At 64.5% G+C, this 24108-nt stretch carries 13 protein-coding genes and 1 riboswitch; of the genes, 8 read left to right on the forward strand and 5 right to left on the reverse strand.

What is annotated here, in order from left to right:
* Position 1: 1 nt before the first annotated feature.
* Positions 2 to 160, reverse strand: a complete 159-nt coding sequence (locus GEV01_RS30690) for a hypothetical protein (RefSeq protein ID WP_175022889.1) — start codon at positions 158 to 160, stop codon at positions 2 to 4.
* Between the two features lie 911 nt (positions 161 to 1071).
* Between GEV01_RS30690 and GEV01_RS02945 the strand changes: the two genes are divergently transcribed.
* The 6 genes from GEV01_RS02945 (at position 1072) to GEV01_RS02970 (ending at position 13653) form a co-directional block, all read left to right on the forward strand.
* Complete coding sequence (locus tag GEV01_RS02945) at positions 1072 to 2259, forward strand: lipase family protein (RefSeq protein WP_152801532.1); 1188 nt, start codon at positions 1072 to 1074, stop codon at positions 2257 to 2259.
* A gap of 25 nt (positions 2260 to 2284) precedes the next feature.
* Positions 2285 to 4243 carry a VMAP-C domain-containing protein gene (locus GEV01_RS02950; RefSeq protein ID WP_175022891.1) on the forward strand — a complete coding sequence of 653 codons (1959 nt, stop codon included), beginning with the start codon at positions 2285 to 2287 and terminating at the stop codon, positions 4241 to 4243.
* Positions 4240 to 5235, forward strand: coding sequence for an AAA family ATPase (locus GEV01_RS02955; RefSeq protein WP_152801536.1), 996 nt, complete (start codon positions 4240 to 4242; stop codon positions 5233 to 5235). The genes GEV01_RS02950 and GEV01_RS02955 overlap by 4 nt, the downstream gene beginning before the upstream one ends.
* 2 nt (positions 5236 to 5237) lie before the next feature.
* A complete protein-coding gene (locus GEV01_RS02960) occupies positions 5238 to 9494 on the forward strand; it encodes a metallophosphoesterase (protein WP_152801538.1) in 4257 nt (1418 codons plus the stop codon).
* A 195-nt stretch (positions 9495 to 9689) separates the two neighbouring features.
* Positions 9690 to 9907, forward strand: a riboswitch (cobalamin riboswitch).
* A gap of 165 nt (positions 9908 to 10072) precedes the next feature.
* Entirely contained in the window at positions 10073 to 12175 is a 2103-nt protein-coding gene (locus GEV01_RS02965) for a TonB-dependent receptor (RefSeq protein WP_152801540.1), read from the forward strand.
* Positions 12175 to 13653 carry a PepSY domain-containing protein gene (locus tag GEV01_RS02970; RefSeq protein WP_175022893.1) on the forward strand — a complete coding sequence of 493 codons (1479 nt, stop codon included), beginning with the start codon at positions 12175 to 12177 and terminating at the stop codon, positions 13651 to 13653. Before GEV01_RS02965 ends, GEV01_RS02970 begins: the two co-directional genes overlap by 1 nt.
* A 22-nt stretch (positions 13654 to 13675) precedes the next feature.
* Here GEV01_RS02970 and GEV01_RS02975 read toward each other — a convergent pair whose 3' ends face one another.
* Entirely contained in the window at positions 13676 to 14158 is a 483-nt protein-coding gene (locus GEV01_RS02975; RefSeq protein WP_152801544.1) for a MarR family winged helix-turn-helix transcriptional regulator, read from the reverse strand.
* Positions 14159 to 14229: 71 nt separating this feature from the next.
* Here GEV01_RS02975 and GEV01_RS02980 point away from each other — a divergent pair, with 71 nt between their 5' ends.
* On the forward strand, positions 14230 to 15420 hold the full coding sequence (locus tag GEV01_RS02980) for a serine hydrolase domain-containing protein (RefSeq protein ID WP_152801546.1): 1191 nt from the start codon (positions 14230 to 14232) through the stop codon (positions 15418 to 15420).
* 108 nt (positions 15421 to 15528) lie between these two features.
* Positions 15529 to 17649, forward strand: a complete 2121-nt coding sequence (locus GEV01_RS02985) for a beta-galactosidase (protein ID WP_152801548.1) — start codon at positions 15529 to 15531, stop codon at positions 17647 to 17649.
* 60 nt (positions 17650 to 17709) lie between these two features.
* Here GEV01_RS02985 and GEV01_RS02990 read toward each other — a convergent pair whose 3' ends face one another.
* From GEV01_RS02990 to GEV01_RS03000, 3 genes are read right to left on the reverse strand one after another with little or no spacing between them, the layout of a single operon-like run.
* Positions 17710 to 18297: a hypothetical protein gene (locus GEV01_RS02990; RefSeq protein ID WP_152801550.1), complete on the reverse strand. Its 588-nt coding sequence runs from the start codon at positions 18295 to 18297 to the stop codon at positions 17710 to 17712.
* A gap of 26 nt (positions 18298 to 18323) precedes the next feature.
* Positions 18324 to 20834, reverse strand: a complete 2511-nt coding sequence (locus GEV01_RS02995) for a cellulose binding domain-containing protein (RefSeq protein WP_175022895.1) — start codon at positions 20832 to 20834, stop codon at positions 18324 to 18326.
* A 54-nt stretch (positions 20835 to 20888) separates the two neighbouring features.
* Positions 20889 to 24026: a TonB-dependent receptor gene (locus tag GEV01_RS03000; RefSeq protein WP_217428331.1), complete on the reverse strand. Its 3138-nt coding sequence runs from the start codon at positions 24024 to 24026 to the stop codon at positions 20889 to 20891.
* Positions 24027 to 24108 lie beyond the last annotated feature (82 nt).

Consider the following 24108-nt stretch of genomic DNA (forward strand, 5'->3'; position numbering starts at 1 on the left):
GTCATGTCTTTTTGAGGACATCGGGAATATCGGCGCCGCTGCGATACGCCTTCTGGCGGAACGTCTCCAGCAGCCGGCTGTCGAGCTGACGCTGTCCTTCCAGATAGGCGGCCCGATCCTTCCAGGTCCGTGTCTCGCTTCGGGCGTCGTCGATGGCCACGAGCGCGAACTTCCTGAGGTCGCCCACCTCGGGTCGCCCACCTCGGCAGTCAGCTTGGTGATCGCTTCTTTTTGCACGGCCACGATGCCACGTAATTTCTCAACTTCCTCTTCCAGTTCGACAGCCGTTTGCCAGGACTGGCTCAGCGCTGCCTGCAACTGCGCGGCGTTGGCCTGCTCGGTACGCAGTTCCAACTCAGTTTCTTGGAGACGGTTCGCATAAAGGCCGCCTGGGCCGTGGCGGCCCCTCCCACGCGGCGACTTTGGGCCATCGCCTCGGCGAACGCGTTGGCGATCAGGGCGGGCAGGGCAGATGGCATCGTAAGTGGTGCAGCGGTCTCGGACGTCGATTCGACCGGCGTGCAGTGTGCAACTATAGGTAAGAGCGCTGCTGTGGATTGTGTCCGCCTGTTCTTGGCTGAATATGATGGAATGGCTTTATTGAATGATCGGCGCGACATCTAGTCGTAACTTTTCTACCAATTTCAAAGTCACCCCACGATGATGTCGCAAAACACCCCGGAATGATGTCGGCGTACTTTCATTAGACGATTAGACGGTAAGAGCGCTGTTACTGCCTGAGGAGAGAAGCAGACCGGAGAGTGATTTTACATAATATAAATTATGCGAAATTTGACTAAGGCGGCCTAAGTAGCACCGAGTTTCTCTCCTAGGTCTCCGAAGTGAACTTTAATACGAATCGGGAAGTAGATTTTCAATCTAGACCTCGCCGTTGACGCCATGCACGCCAACGGCCAACCTTGAGCGTGCGACGATGTCCCGGCCGCGTTAAGCGTATAGCACGTTTTTTGTGCGCCGTCGGCAGAGTGATCTTTGGTGAGAATTCCTCAAGCTTTCTGCTGGTGCAATAAGAGCCTTGCCATACAGCTAAAATTCTTACATTATTCGCGTATGAGCAAAATTCTATTATTTGTGCACGGCACGGGCGTGCGTCAGGCCGGTTACGACGCCTCCATGAAATTAATCGAGCATCAGCTGCTGGCGCATCGGTGCAACGTGAAGCTGGAGGGATGCTTCTGGGGTGGCAGCGTCGGCGCCACCCTGCCCGACGAATGCCGTTCCGTGCCCGGCTACGGTAACACCCGCAGCATCGGCAACACCGCTGAGGATGCCGACCTGGCCCTTTGGGACCTGCTGTGCCGGGAGCCCACCACGGAACTGGGTATGCTGGCCACAAGCGGGGGCGTGATGGCGGCTTATCCTCCCCACCTGCCGCATCCGGGCGCGCAGCTTGGGCAGCGATTCGCCGGCCTTGCACGCGATCCAGACCTGGCGCGCGCAGTCGCCGACCTGGCGCCGGAACACACGTCCGCATCCATCCTGTCCCTGATCAGTGAATCACCCGCCTACGCGGCGGCCGAACAGTGCGGCGCTGCGGGAACGCCCAGCCACGGCGCCGCGCTGGCGCGCGCGGTGGCCGCCACCCTTCAATATCTGGCGTTGGAACAGGGCTTGCCCGTGTATGACGCGCATGGCAGTAACGCCCTGGCGACCCGGCTGGGGCAAGCGCTGGGCAACGACGTGCGCGGCCCGGTCGGCGCCGCGCTCATGTCGCTGCCGTCCTGGGGCGCAACCTGGTACAGCCGCACCCGCCGGGGACGGCTGACCGACCAAGGCTATGCTGCCGTGGGTGACATCCTGTGCTACCAGTCGCACGGCGATGCGTTGCGAGATTTTCTGCTCCGTAAGATCGCCGAGTTTCCTGACGACCAGGTAATTTTGTTCGCGCACAGCCTGGGCGGCATCGCATCGTTCGAAACCCTGATCCAGCACCAGCCCGACAATGTGGCCAAACTGATCACCTTCGGATCACAGTCGCCCTTCCTGTACGAGATCGACGCGCTGTCCAGGCTGCGGCGGAGCGCGGAGTTGCCCGTGTCCTTGCCGGACCGGTTCCCGCCATGGAGCAATTTCTACGACCTCAACGACCCGCTCAGCTACCTGGCTGGCGGGTTGTTCGACAGCCGGGTCAGCGACCATGAGGTGCAAAGCGGCCTGCCCTTCCCGGCCGCGCACAGCGCCTACTTGCGCAACCAACCGTTCTGGCACCTGGTCAGCAGTAAGCTCGCACTTGTTTAATCCCGATCCCAAGCAACTGCGGGCCGTGTTGGTAGGTATAGACCACTATGACTACCATCCAAACTGGCGTCTGGACGGCCCCGAGGCGGACGCCAGACGCATGGCCGACTGGCTGATGACGCAAGGAGTGGAGCCGGACCAGATCACCATATTCCTGTCGCCGGCCAGCTGGCAAGTGCCCGAGGTGCGGCAGTGGGCCGATCGGTGCGGCCTGGACATGAAACGGCGCCGCTACGCCACCCAGGCGGAGATCAAGTGTTTCGTGGACAGCGACCTGCCCAAGGACGGCGGCGAGGCGCTGCTGGTCTACTGGGGCGGCCACGGCCTGATCGACGATCAGGGCGCCGATCGCTTCCTGGTGCTGGCGGACGCCACTACCGACAAAACGTATTACGTCAATTTGCAGCAATTGTTGTCGGCGCTGAAACGGTCAGAGCTCAGCCATTTGCGGCGGCAGGTGTGCATCGTCGATACCTGCGCCACGCCCAAGGACGCCATCAAGACCAAGCTGACCCCCAACGACACCAATTTCACCATCGGTTCGCTGGCGCACCAGGCGATCACGCAGCACATCCTGCTTGCTGCCTCCGATGGCTTGTACGCCAAGAATGACAGCGTCGCCCGGCGCGGTGTGTTCTCCCACCTCCTGCTTAATGCGCTGGCGAAGGGCCCCGAGCGGCCCGGCCCCGAGGAATTCGCCGCCGCGTTCCGGCGCACGCTGAAGGACCCCGAGCTCGGCGAGCAACGCCCCCGCATGGTGGTAGTCGACACCGCGAACGAAGGAGAAGTGTATGGCCGGGGCGCCCGCGCAGACGATCCGGTCGCGGGCCTGCTGGCCCTGGTGCGCGCCCATATTCCCAATATCACGGTGGCGCATTACGAACGGCTGTATCTGCGCAGCCTGCCTAATCCCAGCCGCGCCGTGCCGCAGGGGAGAGCGGAGGATTGGCTACGGCATCTGCACGACGTGCCCTTGGCGGATGCCCGCCATCCGCCGCCGTTGGTAGAATTCGCAATGCGCCTGGCCGGAGAAGTCGGAGAGCCCGGAGCGGCCTTGCTGGCGCAATGGATGGAAGGCGCCTGCCAGCCGGAGCTGCTGCTCCAGCTGCAGCACAAGCTGCGCAACGAGCAACTGGCGCAAGGCGCCGAACAGGCCACCTTGTTCATCGAACTGGACGAGACAGCCCGACAATTGCGCTGGTGGCTCAGCAGCGCTCAGCCCCATCTGCGCACCCAGCCTGTCGCGGTGGCGCTGTCGCCCACGCGCCTGCGCGACAGTTTCGCGGCCGCGCTGGCCACCGTGCTCAGCGAAGCGCATCGCCGCACGGGCTGGGAATGCGAGTTGCGGGTAGGCCTGATCTTGCCCAGCGCGCAACTGGCAGCCGGCCTGGAAGACGTCGACATCAGCGTGACGCTGGACGGCATTGCCAGCAACGAATCCCTGCACGAACGCTACCCGCTGCTGCTGCACTGGAGGGAGCGTGCAGGAAGGGTCGGTGTCGGGCGCTCGTCGCCGTGGGGACTGGCGGTGGAGATGATCGAACAGCGCATGGGCCAGGGCTACGGCACGCGCATCCACTGGCTGGACCACAGCTGTCGCAAGCCGCAAGAGGTGGCTCTACGAGAACTGACCGTGGATCAGCTGGGGCCTACTTGCATCGGCATCGATGGCGGACCGGCGGCGCCCAAGCGGCTGGAAGAACTGGTGTTGGGCTGCCTGCAGCAAGGCATACCCTGTCTGCTGTGGATCAGGCAGTCCGCTGCCAACGCCGTCGACGCTGGTGCGGCGCGCGGCGAACTGGACGAACTCGAGCGCTCACTTGGCGCAGCACCGGCGGCGCACACCCCGGACCAGCTGCGCGACCTGTGGGCCAAGTCCACCACGAACAGCATTCTGTCCGGCGCCCGGCTGGTGTGGGACTTGCCCTCGCACTTGCCGGAAGCCGGACAACTTCAACCTCCCCTTTCAGGAAATCAGACATGAGCATCGACAACGAACAGGATTGGCGCATTTACCACGGCGACGGCCAGGTCCGCACCGCATGGCAGCCACCGGAACCGCCGATCTGGCGCCCGCGCCGCGCCGCCGCGCCGGCCGCGCTCCCCGTTCCGCCACTGTCGAAGGCGGCCAGCCACCATGGGAGCCATTACAAAAGCAGTGAGGAAATCGTCCGCATCGTCAACGCTGCCCTGCACCTGCGCCGGCCGCTGTTGATCACCGGTGCGCCGGGCACCGGCAAGTCCACCCTGGTGGACGCCATCGCCCATGAGCTCGACCTGGGAGAGCCGCTGCGTTGGTCGGTCACCTCGCGCAGCACCTTGCACGACGCGCTGTACAGCTACGACGCCATCGGTCGCGCCCAGCACCGGGAGACCGAAACGCGTGATGGCCAGCAGCTGGACATCGGCCACTTCATCAAGCTGGGGCCGTTGGGCACGGCCCTGCTGCCGGCCCAACGACCGCGCGCCCTGCTGATCGACGAGATCGACAAGGCGGACATCGACCTGCCCAACGACCTGCTCAACGTGCTGGAGGAAGGACGCTTCCATATCCCGGAACTCGGCCGGCTGGGCAAGAAGACCTACAAGGTGCTGACCCGGGATGGCGAAGCGGCCGCGATCACCGGCGGCGACGTGGAATGCTATGAATATCCACTGGTGGTCATGACCAGCAATGGCGAGCGCGACTTTCCCGCCCCATTTCTGCGCCGCTGCCTGCAACTGCGCATGCCCGACCCTTGCGAAAATCCCGAGCGGCTGCGCGCCATTGTCGCGGCCCACTTGGGCGACGCGATGGCGAACGACGCGTCCGGCATGATCGGGCAGTTCATCCAGCGCGCGCAAGACGGCGAGGTGCTGGCCACGGACCAGTTGCTCAACGCGGTGCAGCTGGTCATGGGCGCCTACGCCATGAGCGAGGGGGACCGGCAGGCCCTGGCCGACCAGCTCACAGCCAGCTTGGGCAGAAAGCCCTGAGCATGATCGCTACCCTGCTCGATGCCCTGCTCCAAGCCGGCCTCGCCTTCACCTCGCGCGAGCTGCAGGACATCGTGCTTCTGGCCAGCCGCATGGACGCGTGTCGTGCGCAGGATGGTCCGGCCGGCGATGATGCCAGGGCCGTGCCGGAGCGCCCCGCGCCGGCAAGCACACCCGCGCCCCGGCAGCATGCGCCCGACCGGGCTGAGACGCCTGCCACGGCGGCACCGGCCACGCCCGCTGCAGCGGCGCTGGAAGGGGCACAGACGGCCCTGCACGCGGCCGTCACCACTGGCACCGTGCGCGGCAATACGCTGCGCGTTCCCGGCGTGGCGCCGCTAGCCGCGCCCACCGGCTACCGCCGCGCCCTGCATCCATTCATGCGCCGCCTGGTCACCCCGGGCGCGGGCGCGCTGGACGAGGAAGCCACCGCCACGCAGGCGGTGGAGACGGGAGTCTGGATACCGGTCCGCCGGAGCGCACGGGAGCGCTGGTTCAACGTCACCCTGCTGGTGGAAGACTCGCCGTCCGTCGACCTGTGGCACGAGGCGCTGGCGCAGCTCGCACAAAACTTCCACAACCATAGCGGCATGCGCAGCGTGGCGGCGTATCGCCTGGCGGTCGGCTCGACGCCACACCTGGTAGCCATCGGATCGGGCACGCGCCACCCGCTGGCGGTATTGCGTCAGGGCGGTGCGCGTCAGTTGATCGTGTTTGCCACGGACGGCACCAGCGTCCGCTGGCGCGACGGCCGGCTGCACGGCCTGTTGACCCGTTTGGCGGCCGCCAGCCCGGTGAGCATCTTGCAACTGCTGCCCCGGCATGCCTGGCGCTACACGGCGCTGGGCGCTCCCGGCATCGAACTGCAGGCCAGCTGGCCCGGCCAGCCGAATGCCGCCATGGCGGCCGACGTGCCGTGGTGGCTGGACGACGCGGGCGCGGCCAACGCACTGCGCCTGCCGGCGCTGAGCCTGGATCTGGCCGACACCGCGCACTGGGCGCGCGCCATGCATGCGCAGGGTGGCGCGCGCGTACCCGGCTGGCTGCTGCCCGCCCCGCTCCCGGCTCCCGACACCGAGACGACTGCCGCTGCCGCCAGTGCCGCCGAGGCGCCGGCGGCCGTCGATCCCGCGCGGCACATCGCCAGCTTCCAGCACATGGTGTCGGCACAGGCCTACGACCTGGCCGTGTTCCTGTCTGCCATCGATCCGCTGACGGTGCCGGTCATGCGCCTGGTGCAACGCGCCATGCTCCCGTCCACCGGCACCGACGTGCTGGCGGAATTTTTCGTTGGTGGCCTGCTGGAACACAGTGGCCCGGCGGACGTGCCTCGTGACGAGCGCCAGTACCGCTTCCGCCCAGGCCTTCGGCAGGAACTGGCCGGCGCCCTGCGGCTGAGCGAAGGCCAGCGGATCGAGGACCAGCTGCGCACGGTTGGCAAGCTGATCGCCGCACAGCAGGGCGGCGGCGCCACGCTGGAGGCAAGCTTCCCCACGCCGGACGGTCACCCGATGCTCTGCGAATGGAGTCTGCCGTTCGCGCAGGTGTCACTGCCCGCGCTGGGCCGCATCGTACCAGCGGAGGCGACGATCCAGGTCACGGCGTCGATGACGGCCGAGGCCAGCGTCCAGTCCGCGACCACTGCTGTGACGGCGCCGCTGGCAAGCGGCAACCTGCGCATCCTGCACCTGTCCGACCTGCACGCGGGTGAGGAACAGCGCCAGGCTTGGCACGAGCGCAAGGAATTCGGCGCCGCATGGCACGAGAACCTGCGCACGCTGAGAATCCATGGCGGCGTTGACATGGTGTGCATCTCGGGCGACCTGACGTGGAATGGCGAGCCCGAACACTTCGAACAGCTGTCGCTCTTCCTCGACCGCACCCTGTCGGTGCTAGGCTTGACGCGCGCCAGCCTGTACACCATCCCCGGCAACCACGACATGGCGGTGCAGCAGTTCACCCCGCTGTACAGCGCCCATAGCAAGGAACTGCTGGCGAAAACCAGCAACTACCGCCGCTGGGCCGCCAGCTACCTGGGCCGCCACTATGACGACGCCAACGCCCCCTACGCGGACTGCACGGTCCAGGCGGACCACGGTTTCGTGCCCGTCCGGGTGCTGGAATGGGGCAGCTCATGGCGCATGTTGAATCGCGCCGGCCAAGACGCCGCCATCGAGCAGCTGCGGGAGTTGCTGGAGCAAGGCCGTCGCGACAGCCGCGCCTGCATCAGCATCGTGCTCAGCCACATGCCGCTGTCCGTTATGCCGCAGCGGGAACGGATCGAACGGCTGCTGCGGGAGAGCGGCGTGCACCTGGTGCTGCACAGCCACGATCGCACTAACGACGAGGGCGGCTGGTCCATGGCGGACGGTTCATCCATGTTGTTCAGCCGTGTGAGCGGCACCGCCAGCCGCTCGCGCGTCGGCGGCGACCTGCAGCTGCTGGACTTCATGGTCATGCCGTCGCAGGCGTTGCCCAGCCGCTGCTGGCAGCGCGTCTGGTCGGACGTGCAGGGGCGCTGGGAATCCCGGGCCGCCGCGTATTGGGATGAACAGGGTCATCCCTATCCCCTCAGCGGGCCACGGCAGCCAGCGCCATTGCAGGCGCCGTTTGTCGGACGGCAGGCGGAAATGAGCGCGCTGGACTCCGCAGTGCAGGCGGGCCTGCCCTTCTGGATCAGCGGTCAGGAAGGGATGGGCAAGACGGCAATGGTGTTTGAGTATGCCATCCATCGGCAGGACCGGGCGATCGCGTGGCTGGACGCTGCCGCCGGCGGCGATTTGCGCCGGGAATTGATGCGCGCCACGGGAAAATACTATCCGCCAGATGTGTTCTACCGGGACTTGCGTGAGGATCTGCAAGAGCGCCGCATCCTGCTGGTCATCGATAACATCAATACCCCCGAGCAGGCAGCGGCCATCGAGGCCTTCCTGCACGAACTGGAAACCTGGCCTGTACTATTGCTGTCGCGCTTGCCAGCGCCGCCATCGGTGCGCCAGCACCTGGCTTTGGGGCCGCTGTCAGAACACGATGCAGTGGAATTACTCCACGCGGCGACGCCGCATCGGCGCATCATGCCCGGCCCGCTGCACGAGCTGATCGATGCCTCGGGCGGTGTGCCGAAGCGGCTGTTAGCACAGGTCGGAGCAACCGCCAGCACGGTCGCCGAAGCGGACAGCGAAACTCCGATGCCGCTGGGTGGCGATCAGCACGAGCTGATCGAGGCAGCGCTCTCCGCAACCTGGAAGGCGCTGGATGGTGGCAATCGCAAGGCGGGAATCCTGGTGCAAACCGCCGGCACAGGCTCAGCCTCGATCTTGAGGGGGTATCTGGAACGCTGTCACCAGGTGCTAAGGTCGGCGCACTACATTGTCGTCATCGACCAGGCTGGCCTCGCCGATAAGCTCCGGCAAACGTTGGTGCGTGGTCCATTGTCGCGGGTCATTGCAGCGGATTCCGTCAAGCAGCTGGAACGCGTGCTGAACGGCGATAGCGCTTCAAGCGTACTGATCGCGACAGCTCGACAACTGGAATTGCTGAAGGTGTGCGAGGCCACCTGTATTGTGGTCTATTACAATATGCGCGCACCGTCGATCCGCTTGATGGAAAAGTTCCCCACCAGCACGTCGATTGTGTTTGCGGCTTCTCCTTTGGGGGCATTGAAAGAATTCGGCCAGCAGATCAACACGGCGAAAAAACTTCGCTCCAGGCCCGACATACGCTTTGAACGCCCCGCTGAGCCGGTCGCGTTTCTGCGGCGGGGCAATCTGGACCACATACTGATGAGCACGCTGGCAAGCTTTATTTTACGTGACTTGCTGCGGCACCGTGACCCGTCGGAGGCGCTGGTGCTGGTGATCGTACCCAGCATTCCTTGCGCCAAAGGTGTCAGCGCCGAACTCGAAGGACAGCTCGCTACCCAGGGATATGTCGTCAACGCCGCCACCAAGGCGGGCCAGCGGGAATGGCAGCGCTATCGTTCCGACAAGCACGGCAGGCCCGCCATCCATGTCGTGACCAGCAACCAGGTGACGCACGAGCGGTTCAAGGCGCCAGCGGTCTGCTACGTGTGCTGCCCCTTGCCACAGTCCGCGCAGAGCAATCTACTGGCCTGTGTGAGCGAAGTGCAAGGTACCTCCGCTACCCCTGTCATCGTTGACCTGGCAGGACACGACTGGCAGCAACAAGTACGGCGGATGCTGGAGCTGGATGGCGGCATGTCTGCCCTGCCATCGGCGGTGGAGCGCTCGGCAGGGTGATCGGCATCCACTTGTCGCCGGCCCCGCGCCGGCGCAACAAGGCCCGTTGCCTCGCATCGTTCAGCTAGAATGAGTTCTTCTTCGTTAAAGAGGGGCGCTGCCGGCTGATCGACGAGGCCAGCGCTAACGCCCCCGGAAGCAGCTTACTGGCTCCCGCATGATGATTACACCAAATCCCCAATTTGCATGTAAAATGCGCGCCAATACGTGAATGGTGTCCTCCTGCCTATCGGCCGGAGGGTGAAACGGGAAGCCGGTGACGCGCGAGATTTTCATTTCGCGCCAGTCCGGCGCAGCCCCCGCTGCTGTGAGCCTGACGACCCTGATCAACCGCCACTGTGCAGCGCACGGGAAGGCAGGATCGGGGAAGGATGACGGCGAGCCAGAAGACCGGCCAGTCACGATGCATGGCAAAGCCCGGGGTGTGGCTGCGCCAGAGATATGTTCGTCGTTTTTCCTTTTATCGCTTGAGCAATCGCACACCTGGACTGTGCGCGTTTCCGTTCGCACTCCGCGCGCGGCGCCGCGTCGGCCCATGTGCGAGCGCTCAGCGTATCACTTACCACTGAGATGCTTCCATGTTCCTACCCAGCCCAGCCCTTTCCACTTCCCTGCGCCCTATCGTTACCGCTGTCGCACTGCTGTGCGCCAACGCCGCGCTGGCCGAGCAGACCGTATCCATGCCGACCGTGACCGTGCAAGCGGCGGCGTCGCACGAGGGACTGGGACTGACGCGTCCGAACGCCACGGCCAGCCGCTTGAACCTGACCGCCATGGAACTGCCCGCCAGCCTCGATGCGCTCAGCGCCGACACCATGCAAGCGCGCGGCGATCTACTGGTCAAGGATGCAGTCACTCGCACCACCGGCCTGACCGACATCAGCTCGCCCGGCAACGGCGTGGCCTATTCGGCGCGCGGCTTCAGCGGCAACGGCGCCATCGCGCTGCTGGAAAACGGCCAACGTCCGCAAGTCGGCTCGGGCACCGCTACCTATCCGGCCGATCCCTGGGGCTATGAATACATCGAAGTGCTGCGCGGTCCCGGCTCGATCGTGTATGGCAGCGGCACCACCGGCGCCACCATCAATGCCGTGCGCAAGGCGCCGCAACGGATATCGTCGTTCGAAGCGATGGCCGGCGTCGGCGACGGCAAGGCGCTGCGCGGCGGTGTTGGCGGCACCGGCGCCATCGGCGAGCACGGCGCTTTTCGCGTCGATGCCTACGCCGATCGCAGCGATGGTTTCATCGACCGCGGCGACTCCCGCCACGGCAAGATCCTGAGCAGCTTCACGTATGCGCTGACGCCCGACCTCGACATCGACCTGTCGCTCGACCACCTGGAACAGAAACCTCAGCGCTATTTCGGCACACCGCTGGTGAACGGCCGCCTCGCGGGCGAGCTGCGCGGCCAGAACTACGACGTTGCCGACGCCGACATCGCCTTCACCGACGACAAGGCGGTGGCGCGCCTGAGCTGGCGCGTGACGCCGGCGCTGACGATCAGTAACGAACTGGCCTACATGAAGGCGCACCGCAACTGGCGCAACGCCGAGTCCTATTCCTACGATGCGCAAGCCAAGTTGGTGGAGCGCAGCGACTACATCGCCATCCAGCACGCTCAGGAGCAGACCGGCAACCGCCTGGAGGCGCGCTGGAACGCCGGCGCCAACCGCGTCGTGGCTGGCTGGGAAGCGGCAGGCATCAACTTCCAGCATAACAATAACTCGCCTTACCGCGGCTCCTCCGCGGTGGCGCCCACCGGCTTCAATCCGGGCGTGTTCGATAGCCCGGACCCGCTGCGGCCAAACTTCAGAACCCATACACGTACCAGCGCACTGTATGCCGAGGATGCCTACAGCATCAACGACAACTGGCTGTTGCTGGCTGGCGTGCGTCACGACCGCTATCAGGTGGAGCGCATCAGCCTGCTGGGCGCAGCCGGCTTCACGTCGCGCCTGAACGCGAACGCGGCGCGTCTGGGCCTGACATGGAAGCTGGCCGCCGATACTTCGCTGTACGGCCAGGTCAGCAGCGGCAGCGATCCGGTCACCAGCCTGTTGTCGCTGAACCTGGCCAACAGCCGCTACAAGCTGACCAGCTCTCGCCAGGTCGAAACCGGCGTCAAGCAGTCGCTGGCCAATGGCAAAGCGGAGTGGACGGCGGCGCTGTACCGCATCCGCAAGGACGACATCGTCACCCGCGATCCATCCAACCCCGCGCTGTCGATCCAGGGCGGGTCGCAATCGTCGCGTGGTGCCGAGCTCAGCGCCAGCGTCAGCCTGGCGCAGGCATGGCGCCTGGAAGCGAACGCGGCCTACACTGATGCTCAGTTCGATCAGTTGATTGAAGGCGGCAACGTCTCGCGCGCCGGCAACCGTCCGTCCGACGTGCCGAAGATCTCGGCCAATCTGTGGCTCAACCACCGCGCCGGCGCCTGGCGCGCGGCACTCGGCGCACGCTACGTCGGCGAGCGTTTCATCGACAACGCCAACTCGCAGGTATTGCCGGCCTATACCACCATGGACGCCACGCTGGGCTGGAGCGTCAGCCGCAACGTAGTGGTGCAACTGAACCTGCGCAATCTGAGCAACAGGCTGTACGCCAGCACGTCGTACAGCGATAGCCAATACCTGCTGGGTGATCGCCGTCACGGCGAACTGACGGTGCAATGGCGCTACTGATGGGAAGCGCCCTGGGTTCCTGGAAGCGGCAGTTGCACCTGCTGCATCGCTGGCTCGGCATCGGCATCGGCTTGCTGGTGTTGCTGTGGTTCGGTTCGGGCGTCGTCATGATGTATGTCCCCTACCCTGCGTTGACCGAACAGGAACGTATGGCATGGCTGGCGCCGCTCGACGTCGCCCAGGTCCAGGTCAACGCGTGGGACGCCTGGCAGGCCGCCGGCCGGCCAGGCATGCCCAGCGCCGTCAAGCTCAATACGGTGGCGGGCCGGCCGGCCTACCACTTCATGGCCGACGGTCGCTGGCGCTCGGTCTGGGCCGACACCGGCGCAACGCTGCAGGTAACGGACGACATCGCCAGGTCGGCCGCCGCCAGCGCCGCGCCCGGCGCCAGGACACTGGCGGTCGACACCGTCGATCAGGACCAATGGACTTTTGGCGCCGTCCAGGCGCATCGCCCCCTGTACCGGGTCGAGGCTGACGACGCGGCGGGCAGTGTGCTCTATGTCTCCGGCCGCACCGGCGAACTGGTGCGCGACACGACGCGCAGTGAGCGGGCGTGGAACTGGGCTGGCTCGGTGATCCACTGGATCTATTTCACGCCATTGCGCACTCATGGCCAGCCGTGGCGGCAAGTAGTGATGTGGACTTCCGGCGCGGCCTTGGTGCTGGTCATGCTGGGCATGGTGTTGGGCGTCCAGCGTTTGCGCGTGCGTAGGCCGTATGCCGGCGGCCGACTTTCACCGTATCGCGGCTGGCAGGCTTGGCACCATTGGCTCGGCCTCGGCGCGGGAACGTTGACGCTGACATGGTTATTCAGCGGCTGGCTTTCGGTCACGCCGTTCGACTGGCTCGCTTCGCCGGGCGTGACGACGCAAGACCGGCTGGCGTTCGCCGGCGGCCCGCTGACGCGCGATGACCTGTCCGTGGCGCCCGCGCGCGTCGCCAGCGAGCACACGGATTTGCTGGAACTGGAGTGGCGGCGAGTCGATGGCAAGCTGTATTTCAGTGCACTTGATCGTCGCCAGCGCCGCCTGCTCGATGCCGACAGCGGCGCCGTGGTGCCAGCGATTCCTCATCAGGTGCTACTGCATGCCGTGCGCGCCACCCGGCCGGAAACGCCGCTGCTCGCCGCGGAAATGATCACCAGCGACGACAGCTATTACTACAGCCACCATGCGGAGCGGGTACTCCCGGTGCTGCGCGTGCAGTTCCAGTCGGCGGATCAGACCACTTTCTACGCTGATCCGGCGCAGGGGAAATTGGTCGGCCACGCGGACCGCAACAGCAAATGGAACCGTTGGCTGTTCAACGGCTTGCACCAATTGGACTTTGCTGCAGCAGTGCGTGTGCGCCCGGTGTGGGATGTCATGGTGGCGTCGCTCTGCGCACTGGGGGCGTTATTGAGCGCGACCGGGCTGGTCCTGGGCTGGCGCCGAGTGAAAAAGCGCGGCGCCGTCCGCCGCAGCAGCATCTCATAGCAAATGAAGATTACGCCTGGAATCAGCCTATCCGATTCATGATGCGGTCGAAGATGGATTGCCGTTCCAGCGCGTCATCGAGCTTGTTCAGCGACGCCACGACATTGCCCGCCTCGGCGTTCAACTCAAGCGCTGCCGCATCAAACGCCATCCAGATCGGCTGCAGTTTTGCGACCAGTCTCTTGCCTGCGGCGGTGAGCATGATCTTTTTCTTGCGGGCGTCCCCGGGGTCGGTCTGCGATGTCACGATCCCGGCTTTCTCAAGCGATTGCCGTGTCTGGCTCACGGAAGCATGCGTGATTCTCAACGTCGCCGCCAGTTCCCCCACCGTGGCAGCACCGTTGATGGCCAATTGATTCAGCACCCCAAACCAGCGCTGCTCGAACGAGATTCCCAGGGCGGCGTACACCCTCGCCGAGTCGCCATCGAGGCTTTCCGACAAACGACGCAGTCTGGCGCCGATAGCCGCCCCGCCGGCAACGCGCGAATAATCTTGCTTGCTCATGGTATTTTTGGTTGACATTTACGTAGGCACCTACACATACTAGCACATCAGCATAGAGAGAAAGCGACAACATGCCCAACCATGCCCCCGTCTCTGTATTCCCGCTGTCCCGGCGCGCCTTTCTTGGCGCGGGATTGTCTGCGCTCCTGCTGCCGCAGGCCACACTGGCGGGCGAACTTGCCTCGCCCTCCCCGGATCTGGCGTCGTTTATCCAAAACGAAATGCGCACGGCCAACATCCCGGGTCTGGCCGTCGGTTACGCCCGCGATGGGCTTGTGCGTTACGCCCAAGGTTACGGCCTGGCCGATATCGCCCAACGCAGGGCTGTGACTGCCGATACGATGTTCCACATTGCCTCCGTCACCAAGACCGTCACCGCCACCATGATCATGCGGTTGGCGGAACGTGGCAAGCTGGCGTTGGATGAGCCCATCTCACGTCATCTGGACTTCCCCGTTGTGAATCCACGCTTTCGCGATACGGCAATCACCTTCCGACAGCTGCTGACACATACATCAAGCATTTCCGACGCGCGGTACTACAAGATCGATTTCCGCGATCACGGCCATGATGCCAAGCTCGCCCTCCCTGACTTCCTCAAACAATATCTCACGCCCCACGGAGCCAACTACTCGGGCGCGAAATGTTTTTCCACTGCGCGCCCCGGAACGGCCTGGGACTACTGCAATGTGGGCTTCGGCTTGCTGGGGCATCTTGCGGGACGCATCGGCGGGATGAATATGCGCGAACAAACGCGCAGGGACATTTTTGCGCCGCTGGCTATGGATCATACGAGCTGGACGATCAAAGACACCCCATCGTTGCACAGCGCCGTGCCGTACGACCTCGTCGATGGAGCACTGGTCGCCGTTAAACCGGTCGGCTTTCCGGATTGGCCGGCCGGCATGTTGCGTTCATCGATCAGCGATTTCATGAAGTTCGTTGCCGCATCTGCAAACGGCGGCAGATCCGGTGGCGTCGAGTTGCTGGGAACGGCAGCGATGGCGCAAATGCTGGACATGCAAACGCCGCCCGGACTGCCTGAATGGCTCAGCGGCCAGGGCCTGGGCTGGATGGAATCCCCCTTGGCCGGACAGGTGCGGCCCAACCATTGGGGCGGCGACCCGGGCGTCTTTAGCGCCGTCTACCTGGCGCCGGCCACGCGCAGCGGCGTGGCGATATTCACCAACGTCGGCGCATCGGCGGAAAATAGAACTGCGGTCAAGAATATCGCCGACCGCCTGCTTCAGATGGCCTCCTGAGGGACACGCATAAATCATTGGCCGCGCCGGTGATTTTTGCACTTGTGCGGCTGCGCGCGCTGTCACCACAATAGCTCCCATTATCAAAACGAGACTGGGAGATATCGAATGCTCAAACGATCCTTGTTGTATCTGATCGCGGCCGCCGCGTGCGCGCCCGCCGCCGCGCAGGCGCCGGCCGCGCCGCCGGAACTGCCGACCGTCCTCTACGGCACAGCCTACTACCACGAATACATGCCCTACGAGCGGCTGGATAAAGACGTGGCCATGATGAAGGCGGCCGGCTTCAACGTTGTGCGCCTGGGCGAATCGACCTGGAGCTTGTGGGAACCGGAGGACGGCCGCTTCGAGTACGCGTGGATGGACCGCGTCATCGACGCCATGGGCAAGGCCGGCATCAAGGTCATCATGGGCACGCCGACCTATTCCATCCCAGCCTGGATGGCCAAACAGAATCCGGAAATCCTGGCCCGCAAATTCAACGGCGTCCAGAACACCTACGGCATGCGCCAGAACATGAACACCGACTCGGCCGCCTACCGCTTCTATGCCGAGCGCCTGATCCGCAAGATCGCCGCGCGCTACAAGGACAGTCCCAACGTCATCGGCTGGCAGGTCGACAACGAGACCGGCAGCTACGGCGCCGCCAACGATGATGTGTTCATCCGCTTCCAGCACTACCTGGAAAAGAAATTCGGCCCCCCGGAAAAGCTCAGCCAGGCATGGTTCCTGAACTACTGGGGCCAGAACCTGCACAGCTGGGTAGACCTGCCGCGTCCCGACGGCGCGCAGAGCACCGGCTACAAGCTGGAATGGTCGCGCTGGAGCCAGATGCGCGTCACCGATTTCCTGAGTTGGCAAGCGGCGCTGATACGCGAATGCGCATCGCCGCGCCAGTTCGTCACGCATGATTTCGCCGGCTCCATGCACAGCGACGTCAACGAGGTCGACGTGGCGCGCGCGCTGGACGTCCCGGCCGTCAACATCTATCACTGGGGCCAGCGCGAGTATTACAACGGCGCCGAACAAACGCTACAGGCCGATTTTACCCGCTCACTCAAACGGAAAAACTTCCTCGTCACCGAGACCAACGCCCAGAGCACCGACTGGAGCTCGTCCTTCCAGTATCCGCCTTATGACGGCCAGTTCCGCGAAGACGTCTACACACATCTGGCAAATGGCGCCAACATGGTCGAATACTGGCACTGGGCGTCCATCCACGCCAACCAGGAGACCTACTGGAAAGGCGTGCTGTCGCACGATCTGGAGCCCAACCGCGCCTACGCCGAGATGAGCCGCACCGGCCGCGAGCTGCAAACGATAGGCCCCAAGCTGGTCAACCTCAAGCTGCACAACGATGTCGCGATCCTGTGGAGCCGCGATTCTCTGAACGCCCTCAATGACATGCCGTTTGCCAAGGACTCTCAATGGGGCGGCAGTGGCACCAAGGCCGACTACGGCTCGGTGGTACGGCAAATGCACCGCGCGCTTTACGATTTGAATGTGGGCGCCGACTTCGTCTTTTCGGACACGCAGGATTTCTCATCCTACAAACTGCTGATCGTGCCGCCGCTGTACGTGGCCGATGATGCGCTGCTGCAGCGCATCGCGGACTATGTCCGCAAAGGCGGCCACGTGGTGATGAGCTTCAAGAGCGGCTTCGCCAACGAAAACGCCGCCGTGCGCTGGACCATGGCGCCGGGGCCGCTGCGTGAAGTACTGGGTTTCCACTACCAGGAATTCTCCAACCTGGCCCAGCCATTGAAGTTGAAGGACGATCCCTATCACGTCGGCGCGGAGCACAACAAGGTGCAGCACTGGGCCGAGTTCCTGCAACTGGACACCGCCAAAGCGCTGGCCTACTACGATCATTCCTTCTTCGGCCGCTGGCCCGCCGTCACGAGCAACCAGTACGGCAGCGGCAAGGCCATCTACGAAGGCACCTTGCTGTCGGACCCGTTGCAGAAAGCCGTGCTGCAATCGACGCTGCAGGAACTTGGCCTGATCGGCGCCGACCAGCAATTGCCGCCCGCCATACGCACCCGCACCGGCACCAACCGCGCCAACCGCACCGTCCACTACTACTTCAACTACTCCGGCGCGGAAATGCGCTTTCACTATCCGCACAAGCCCGGCATTGATTTGTTGACCAAGCGGCATATCGCTTCAGCGGAAAACCTCACGCTGGGGCCATGGGATCTAGCCATCATCGAGGAAGACGCCCAGTAAGCCGGGCAAAAAAGGGCCGTGCATGGCACGGCCCTCCTCCCTACTCCATCAAGCGGACCGTCAACGCCGCGCACGGCGCCCGGCCAGACCCAGCACCAGCAAGCCGGCCCCCAGCATCAACGGCATGCCCGGCTCCGGCACCGGCGCGGCGGCGGCGGCGAAGTCATCCATCACATACCAGCCGCTGTCGCGCGTCACGCTCAAGCGCGAAACATTGTTGAAGCCGCCGGCCACCCACAGGTAGTTGACGCTGATGGCGACATTGCCGGTGCTGCCGATGACATGATCGGCCGCGTCGTAGGCAGTGATGTTGACCCAGCCGGCCTTGTCATCCACGCCCTGGGGTGCGGCGAACCAGGCGCCGGCAAAGCTGAACGGCGTGGTGCTGCTGATGCCGGCCGCGTCACCGCCAAAGCCATTGACGGCAAAGTTGGCGCCGGAATGCGCGCCATTGGCGTAGCCGGCGATGCTGTTGTCGCCCGCGTACCAATCGGTGCTCCAGTTCAGACCGGCATACGGGCTGATGTCGCCCAGGCTGGCGAAGTCGCCGGCCGTGGCCAGCCCATCGAAATTGACGACGTCGGCACGGGCGGCGCCGGCCAGCATCAGGCTGGCGCCGGCGAGCAATGCAAACAGAGATTTTTTCATGGCATGCCCTTTGAATTTGTGGCGGCTCATTTGCAAACGTCGCCGGTAACCGCCGGGATCGCGGTGAAGTCGGGACCGACCTGGCCGCCCACCACCATGCCGACCGTGGCGGTCTGCCCTGGATAGATATCGTGGTTCCAACCCTGGCCGTCGGTGGCCGAGAAGTTCGGCGCGGTGCCCGTCACTACGCCATTCCAGGCGCTCGATACCGACGAGTTGTCGCTGTAGCGCCAGTTCACGGTCCAGCCATGGATCACGGATGCGCCCTGGTTGGTGATGCGCACCTCGGCCATATGGCCGCCCCACCAGCCATTGGTGACGACGTATTTGCACTCGGCGCTGCCGCCGCCCGGCGCCGCCGGCACTTGCGGCACCACTTGCACGTCGCCGTCCGGGTCGATCTTGCCGTAGGCGCTGCCGCGGCCATTAGTGCTCATGTAGACCGTACCATAGGTGTTCATATCGCCCGTCACCCAGGCGCCCGACAACGGACCGCCGTACTGATGCTGATCGTCGTTGATGCGGTCCCAGTGCGCGCCCTGGTCGGTCGAGCGCAACATGCCGCGCGCGCTGCCCACCGCGCCCCACATGTACAGGGTCGGATAGTCGGCGCCCGGCGCTTCCTTGCCCAGGCCCATGGCGGCGCAGGCATTGATCCCGGCCACGCTGGTGAAGGTGGCGCCCGAATCGGTCGAGTGGCTCAAACCTTTCGAGTCCAGGCACACCCACAGATCGCCGTCACGGCCTGGAGTGGTGCGCACCCAGGTCGAACCGCCGGCGGCCAGCCGGGCTTTCGGACTGAACGAAGCCCCGCCATCGGAGCTTACCAGCAGCTGGCCGCTGTCCTTGTCGTAGACATAGAACTTGGCCGGGTTGACCTTGTCGGCCACCGGGTTGGCATTGTTCACGGCCAGGCCGACCACCGCCGTCCAGTTGGCGCCGAAATCGGTCGAGCGATAGCTGGTGCTGGAACTGTCGGGGCTATGCAGCAGCACAAAGCCATCGGCCGACAGCGCCAGGTTGCCGCCACCGCCCTTCACGGACGGCGCCGGCTGCCAGCTGGCGCCCATGTTGGTCGAGACGTACAGCTGCGACCAGCCGACCCGTGCCAGCACGTGCGGCGCTTGCGCGGCCACCGCCATGCCGGTGTTGGTACCGATGTTGGGCGTGTGGCGCGGACCGTACTGGTCGGGCGCGCTGTTCAGGAAGCCGTCGACGTCGCCGGTCACCGTCATCAGCGGCCCGCCCGGGATGCTTTCGGCCGCGTACACGCCGGTCTCTTCCATGCCGACCGTGTCGAACTTCCAGCTGCTGGTGGTCGCATCGATGTCGCTGGTCTTGAACAAGCCCTGGCCCGACACCACCCATACGGTCTTAGGATCGAAGGGGTCGAATTCGATCGAGCCGGCCCAGTGGATCGCCGTGCTGCGGCTCCACTCCATGCCGTTCGGGTCGACCGTCATACCGCGCCCCACCACGTCGGTCCAGCTGCGGCCGGCGTCCAGCGAAGTGAAGATGCGGTCGCCGTAGGTGGCCGGTTGCTGCTGCTGGGTCCACCACGTGTTGATGGTCGAGGCCACCAGGTGCTTGGGATTGCCCGGGTCGACGCTGATGCCGCCGAACGCGTTGCTATAGCCGGCCGGCGTAATATTGGTCCAGGCGCCGCCGACGCTGTTGTATTCCCACATCTGGCCGGTGGTCATCGGTTCGCCGGTGCCCTGGTGCGGCCCGGCGCCATTGGCGTAGGTCAGGTACAGGCGGCCCTTGGCGGTGATCGCCGCGCGTTGCGGCATCAGGCCGGATGGAGCGCCAGCCACCGGCGCGAAGCTGACGCCGCCGTCCTTGCTGAAATACAGATTGGGACCGACCGTGCCGAAGCGCGATACGCCGACGTAGATGCGCTTGGCCGTGCCCTGGGTGACGCTGGCCGGATCCAGCAGCACGAAGCTGATGCCGTTGTCGTTCGGGGTGCTGGTCACGTTGAGGCCGTTCACGCGGGTCCAGGTCGCGCCCGAGTCGGTGCTCTTGAACAAGCCGTCGCGGCGGGTGCCGACGAACAGCACGTTGCCCGAGCCCGGATCGACCTGCAGCTTCTCGCCGTTCTGGCGCCCCATGCCGTTGCCGTGGGCCTTGAACTGGGCCGTCACGTCGGTCAGCGTGAAGTGGCGCCCATAGTCGTTCGAGCGCATGATCACGGTCTTGCCGTTGCTGAAGTAACTGGTGCCGGCCAGGATGTACACATTGGCCGCGTTGCGCGGGTCGATCGCCAGCGATTCCGCGCCCATCAGGCCCGTGTCGCTCTCGCCCAGCCAATTGGACAGCGCGGTCCAGCGCCCGGTCTGAGGTTCCCAGCGGTAGGCGCCGCCCACGTCGGTACGCGCGAACACCACGCCGCGCTCGCTCTTGCTGGGGATGACCCCGGTGACGAAGCCGCCGCTGCCCATGGCAACGGCGTCCCAGTGATACGTTTCGGCCGTGGCGCCGAACGCCATCAGCAGCCCGGCCGTCAAGCAGCCCAGGTTTTTTTTCAAGCGCATAAAGCGTCCCCTCATTGGATTTATCAGGATTGCCAACCAGGCAAACGGTCCTTGTCAGAAGCTGTAACCGACCGACAGGCGGAAGCTGCGGCCTGGGTCGTACCAGGAGCGCCCCATGTTGCCAGGGGTTTGCTGGTTGGTCTGCTTGGTCACCACATTGGTCAGGTTGCTGACGTTGAAGCTGCCCCATATGTTTTCGCTGAAGCGGTAGTTGACGCCCGCATCCCACTGCCCCACCGCCTCTTGCCAGACCGGCAGGCCCCAGCCGACGTCGGTCGGCGCGACGCCGCCGTTGGCGGCGATACGCACCGGATCGGCGCTGGTGCCGTTGTTTCCCGACGCGCCATAGACGCCGGTCGCCAGCAAGGTGCGGTCGCGCCAGCTGTAGGCCAGGCGGGTCGACAGCGGCCCGTTGTCATACATGAACGCCAGGTTGAAGGCGCGCTTCGACATGTATGGCACCGGCAGATCCTTGTAGGGAATGCCGTTGGTGTCGCAGCCGTACAGGTCGGCACCCGTGGTCAGGCTGCCGGCCGGGCAATACGGCAATTTGTACGGGTGATACAGCTGCTGCTCGCTCTTGATGTAGGTGAAGTTCGCGGAGACGCCCAAGCCCTTGGCCCACGCCGGCAGGCGCTCGGACCAACCAGGAATCTTGTCCAGATAGGTGAACCCGGCCAGTTCTATGCCGCCCAGCCACAGCTTGGCCGCGTTGGCCGGTCCGGTGATGGTGAAGTCCTGTTCACTGCCGGCCTTGTCCTTGAGCGTCCGGGTATACGTCTCGGTCATGATGATGTCCCTGACCGTCTTGTAGAACAGCACGGCGGTCAGCGACTGGCCATTCTGCGGATACCATTCCAGCGACACGTCGAAATTGTTCGACTTGAGCGGCTTCAAATGCGCATTGCCGTCGTTCTTGCCGGTGTAGGTCACCAGGTCGACATTCTTGCCATCGGCGTTCATCTTGACATCCTGTTTCAGCGTGATGTACTCCTGCATCAGGTCGAAACCTGGACGGGAAATGCCCTGCGACAGCGCGATACGCGACTGCAGCTGGTCCGTGATGTTGACCTTCAGGTTCAGGCTGGGGATCACGTCGATGTGGTTGGACTTGATGTCGATCGGCTCGTCGATCTGGCCGAACTGGGGCACGCTGGGCGGTGAGGTCTCGCTGTAGGTCGGCTTGAACACCGTGTGGCCGTGGGCCACCGTATTGGTCCGGACCACGCGCACACCCGCATTGCCTTCCAGCGGGAATTTCCAGTTGTCGAAGCCGAAACGCAGGGTGGAGAACAGGGCCTGGGTTCCCTCGCTGTGCTCGCTGATGTACTTGGCTTCATCGCTGTAGCCAGGAGGCAGCCAGTCATTGCCCATGGTCGAGCAATCGGTGGTGCCGCCCTTGATACGGTTGGCGTCTTCGCAGTTGTAGCGCAGCGCGGTCAACAGTTTCTTGTACGCGCCCGGAATGTCCTGGATCAGGGCCTGGGTCGGCAACACGATCGATGGCGGCGCCGCCATGCGGCCATTGAAGAAGTTAGGGAAGGAGAAGGTCTCGACGCTGCCCAGGGCCGCGTAGCGCGGATCGCTCAGGTAGCCGAAGTTGCTGCGCTGCCAGCCCAGGTCGGCCACGTTCGGCAACTGCCCCGGCACCTTGGTGGTCGCCACGCCCCAGTCCTCGGAGTAGGATTTCCAGCCGGTGCCGGCGTTCTTGTATTTGGTCGACTTGCGTTCCGTCAGGCGCACGCCAAAGCGCACGTCGCGCAGCACCGGGCTGTCGAAGACATATCTGCCGTCGGCCTTCCACGCCACCAGGTCGGCCTTGGCCTTGTTGATGTCGGGCTGCGAGATGTCCCAGTAGTAGTTGCCGGGGTTGGCCAGGAAGTTGCGGGTCTTTTCGTCGAACTGGAACACCGGCCGCGAACCGGAAACGTCGATGCCCATGCTCGGCCCGTAGGTGCCGAGGTTGATCATGCCGAAATTGCCGGAATTGGTCGCATGCACCCATTGCAAGTCGTTCTGGAACGACCAGCTTTCACTGGCCTTCCACTTGAAGTTCCAGGCCAGTTCCTGCGTGCGGCCGTGCACATCGCTGAAGCTGCGGGTGGTGCCCATGCGCAGGCCGCCGTCGGCGAACTGGTTGGCCCCCTTGCCACCGGTCGGATAGGTCAGCGTGCCCGACTGGAACACGCCGTTGGCGTCGTACCTGGAGTCGCTGCTGTATTGGGTCAGGTAGGGATCTTCGCCACCGGTGTACATGGCGGCGCCGGCATTGAACGAATGGAAGCCGGAATCGAAGTAGGTCAGCGAGGTTTCCTTGTCGTTCTTCTTCCACTGCAAGGCGGCATAGAAGCCCTTGCGTTCGGTATCGCCGGTGCTGCTGCCCCAGTTGGTGCCGACCGGCACCCACACCGTCTTGCCGGGGACCACGTTGGTGCGCGGGTAGTAGACGGATTGGTCGATCGAATCGTAACGGTTGGAGCTCTTGTTGTAGGACACATCGACCAGCGCGCCGAACTCGCCCATGTCGGTTTGCCAGCGGTTGGAATACAGCGCGGAGACGGCCGGCGAATTTTTCTTGCCCAGCACGGTATAGTTGTCCGACATGGACAGCGCGCCGCTTTTTCCCTTGGAGTCGAACGGCAAGCGCGTGCGCAGGTTGACCTGCCCGCTGATGCCGCCTTCGATCAGGTCGGCGGACGGGTTCTTGTACACGTCCACGCCCGACATCAGTTCCGGCGGCACATCGCCCCAGCTCAATTCGCGCCCCGGCCATCCGGCCGAGAACGATTCGCGTCCGTTCAGCGTGGACGAGCCCCACGACAGGCCGCGCACCTGGATGCCCGAGCCTTCCACGTCGAAGCCCAGGCCATTGGCGGCCAGGTTGGCGCCGGTGCGGGAACGGTTGCGGTCCATGGTCACGCCGACCACGCGCTGCAGCACTTCGGTGATCGATTTGTCCGGCAGCTTGCCGGCCTCGTCGGCCACGACCGAATCGACGATCTGGTCGGACTCACGCTTGATGCGCGCGGCGGTTTCCGCCTGGCGGCGCTGGCCGGTCACGACCACGGTATTGGCCGCCGCGGTATCACCGGCGGCCGGCGCCGTCTGCGCATACGCGTCACCGCACAGGAGAGCGACCTGCGCGGCGGCGAACGCCAGCGCGGTCATCTGGAGGGGCTTCCGGTGGAGCATAGTCTCAGTATTCTTCATTATATTTTTCCTCGTGTGGATACCCGCCGCCACGCCGGGCGGCGACAGGCAATATCAGTCCGGT

The sequence above is a fragment of the Rugamonas rivuli genome (genome assembly GCF_009380165.1).
Lineage (GTDB): Bacteria > Pseudomonadota > Gammaproteobacteria > Burkholderiales > Burkholderiaceae_D > Rugamonas > Rugamonas rivuli.

Excerpts from the sequence above, each read along its gene's own strand:
- GEV01_RS02945 (WP_152801532.1), top strand. The coding sequence starts at position 1,072 with ATGAGCAAAATTCTATTATTTGTGCACGGCACGGGCGTGCGTCAGGCC.
- GEV01_RS02965 (WP_152801540.1), top strand. The coding sequence starts at position 10,073 with ATGTTCCTACCCAGCCCAGCCCTTTCCACTTCCCTGCGCCCTATCGTT.
- GEV01_RS02995 (WP_175022895.1), bottom strand. The coding sequence starts at position 20,834 with ATGCGCTTGAAAAAAAACCTGGGCTGCTTGACGGCCGGGCTGCTGATG.
- GEV01_RS02980 (WP_152801546.1), top strand. The coding sequence starts at position 14,230 with ATGCCCAACCATGCCCCCGTCTCTGTATTCCCGCTGTCCCGGCGCGCC.
- GEV01_RS02970 (WP_175022893.1), top strand. The coding sequence starts at position 12,175 with ATGGGAAGCGCCCTGGGTTCCTGGAAGCGGCAGTTGCACCTGCTGCAT.
- GEV01_RS02960 (WP_152801538.1), top strand. The coding sequence starts at position 5,238 with ATGATCGCTACCCTGCTCGATGCCCTGCTCCAAGCCGGCCTCGCCTTC.
- GEV01_RS02985 (WP_152801548.1), top strand. The coding sequence starts at position 15,529 with ATGCTCAAACGATCCTTGTTGTATCTGATCGCGGCCGCCGCGTGCGCG.
- GEV01_RS02990 (WP_152801550.1), bottom strand. The coding sequence starts at position 18,297 with ATGAAAAAATCTCTGTTTGCATTGCTCGCCGGCGCCAGCCTGATGCTG.
- GEV01_RS02975 (WP_152801544.1), bottom strand. The coding sequence starts at position 14,158 with ATGAGCAAGCAAGATTATTCGCGCGTTGCCGGCGGGGCGGCTATCGGC.
- GEV01_RS02955 (WP_152801536.1), top strand. The coding sequence starts at position 4,240 with ATGAGCATCGACAACGAACAGGATTGGCGCATTTACCACGGCGACGGC.
- GEV01_RS03000 (WP_217428331.1), bottom strand. The coding sequence starts at position 24,026 with ATGCTCCACCGGAAGCCCCTCCAGATGACCGCGCTGGCGTTCGCCGCC.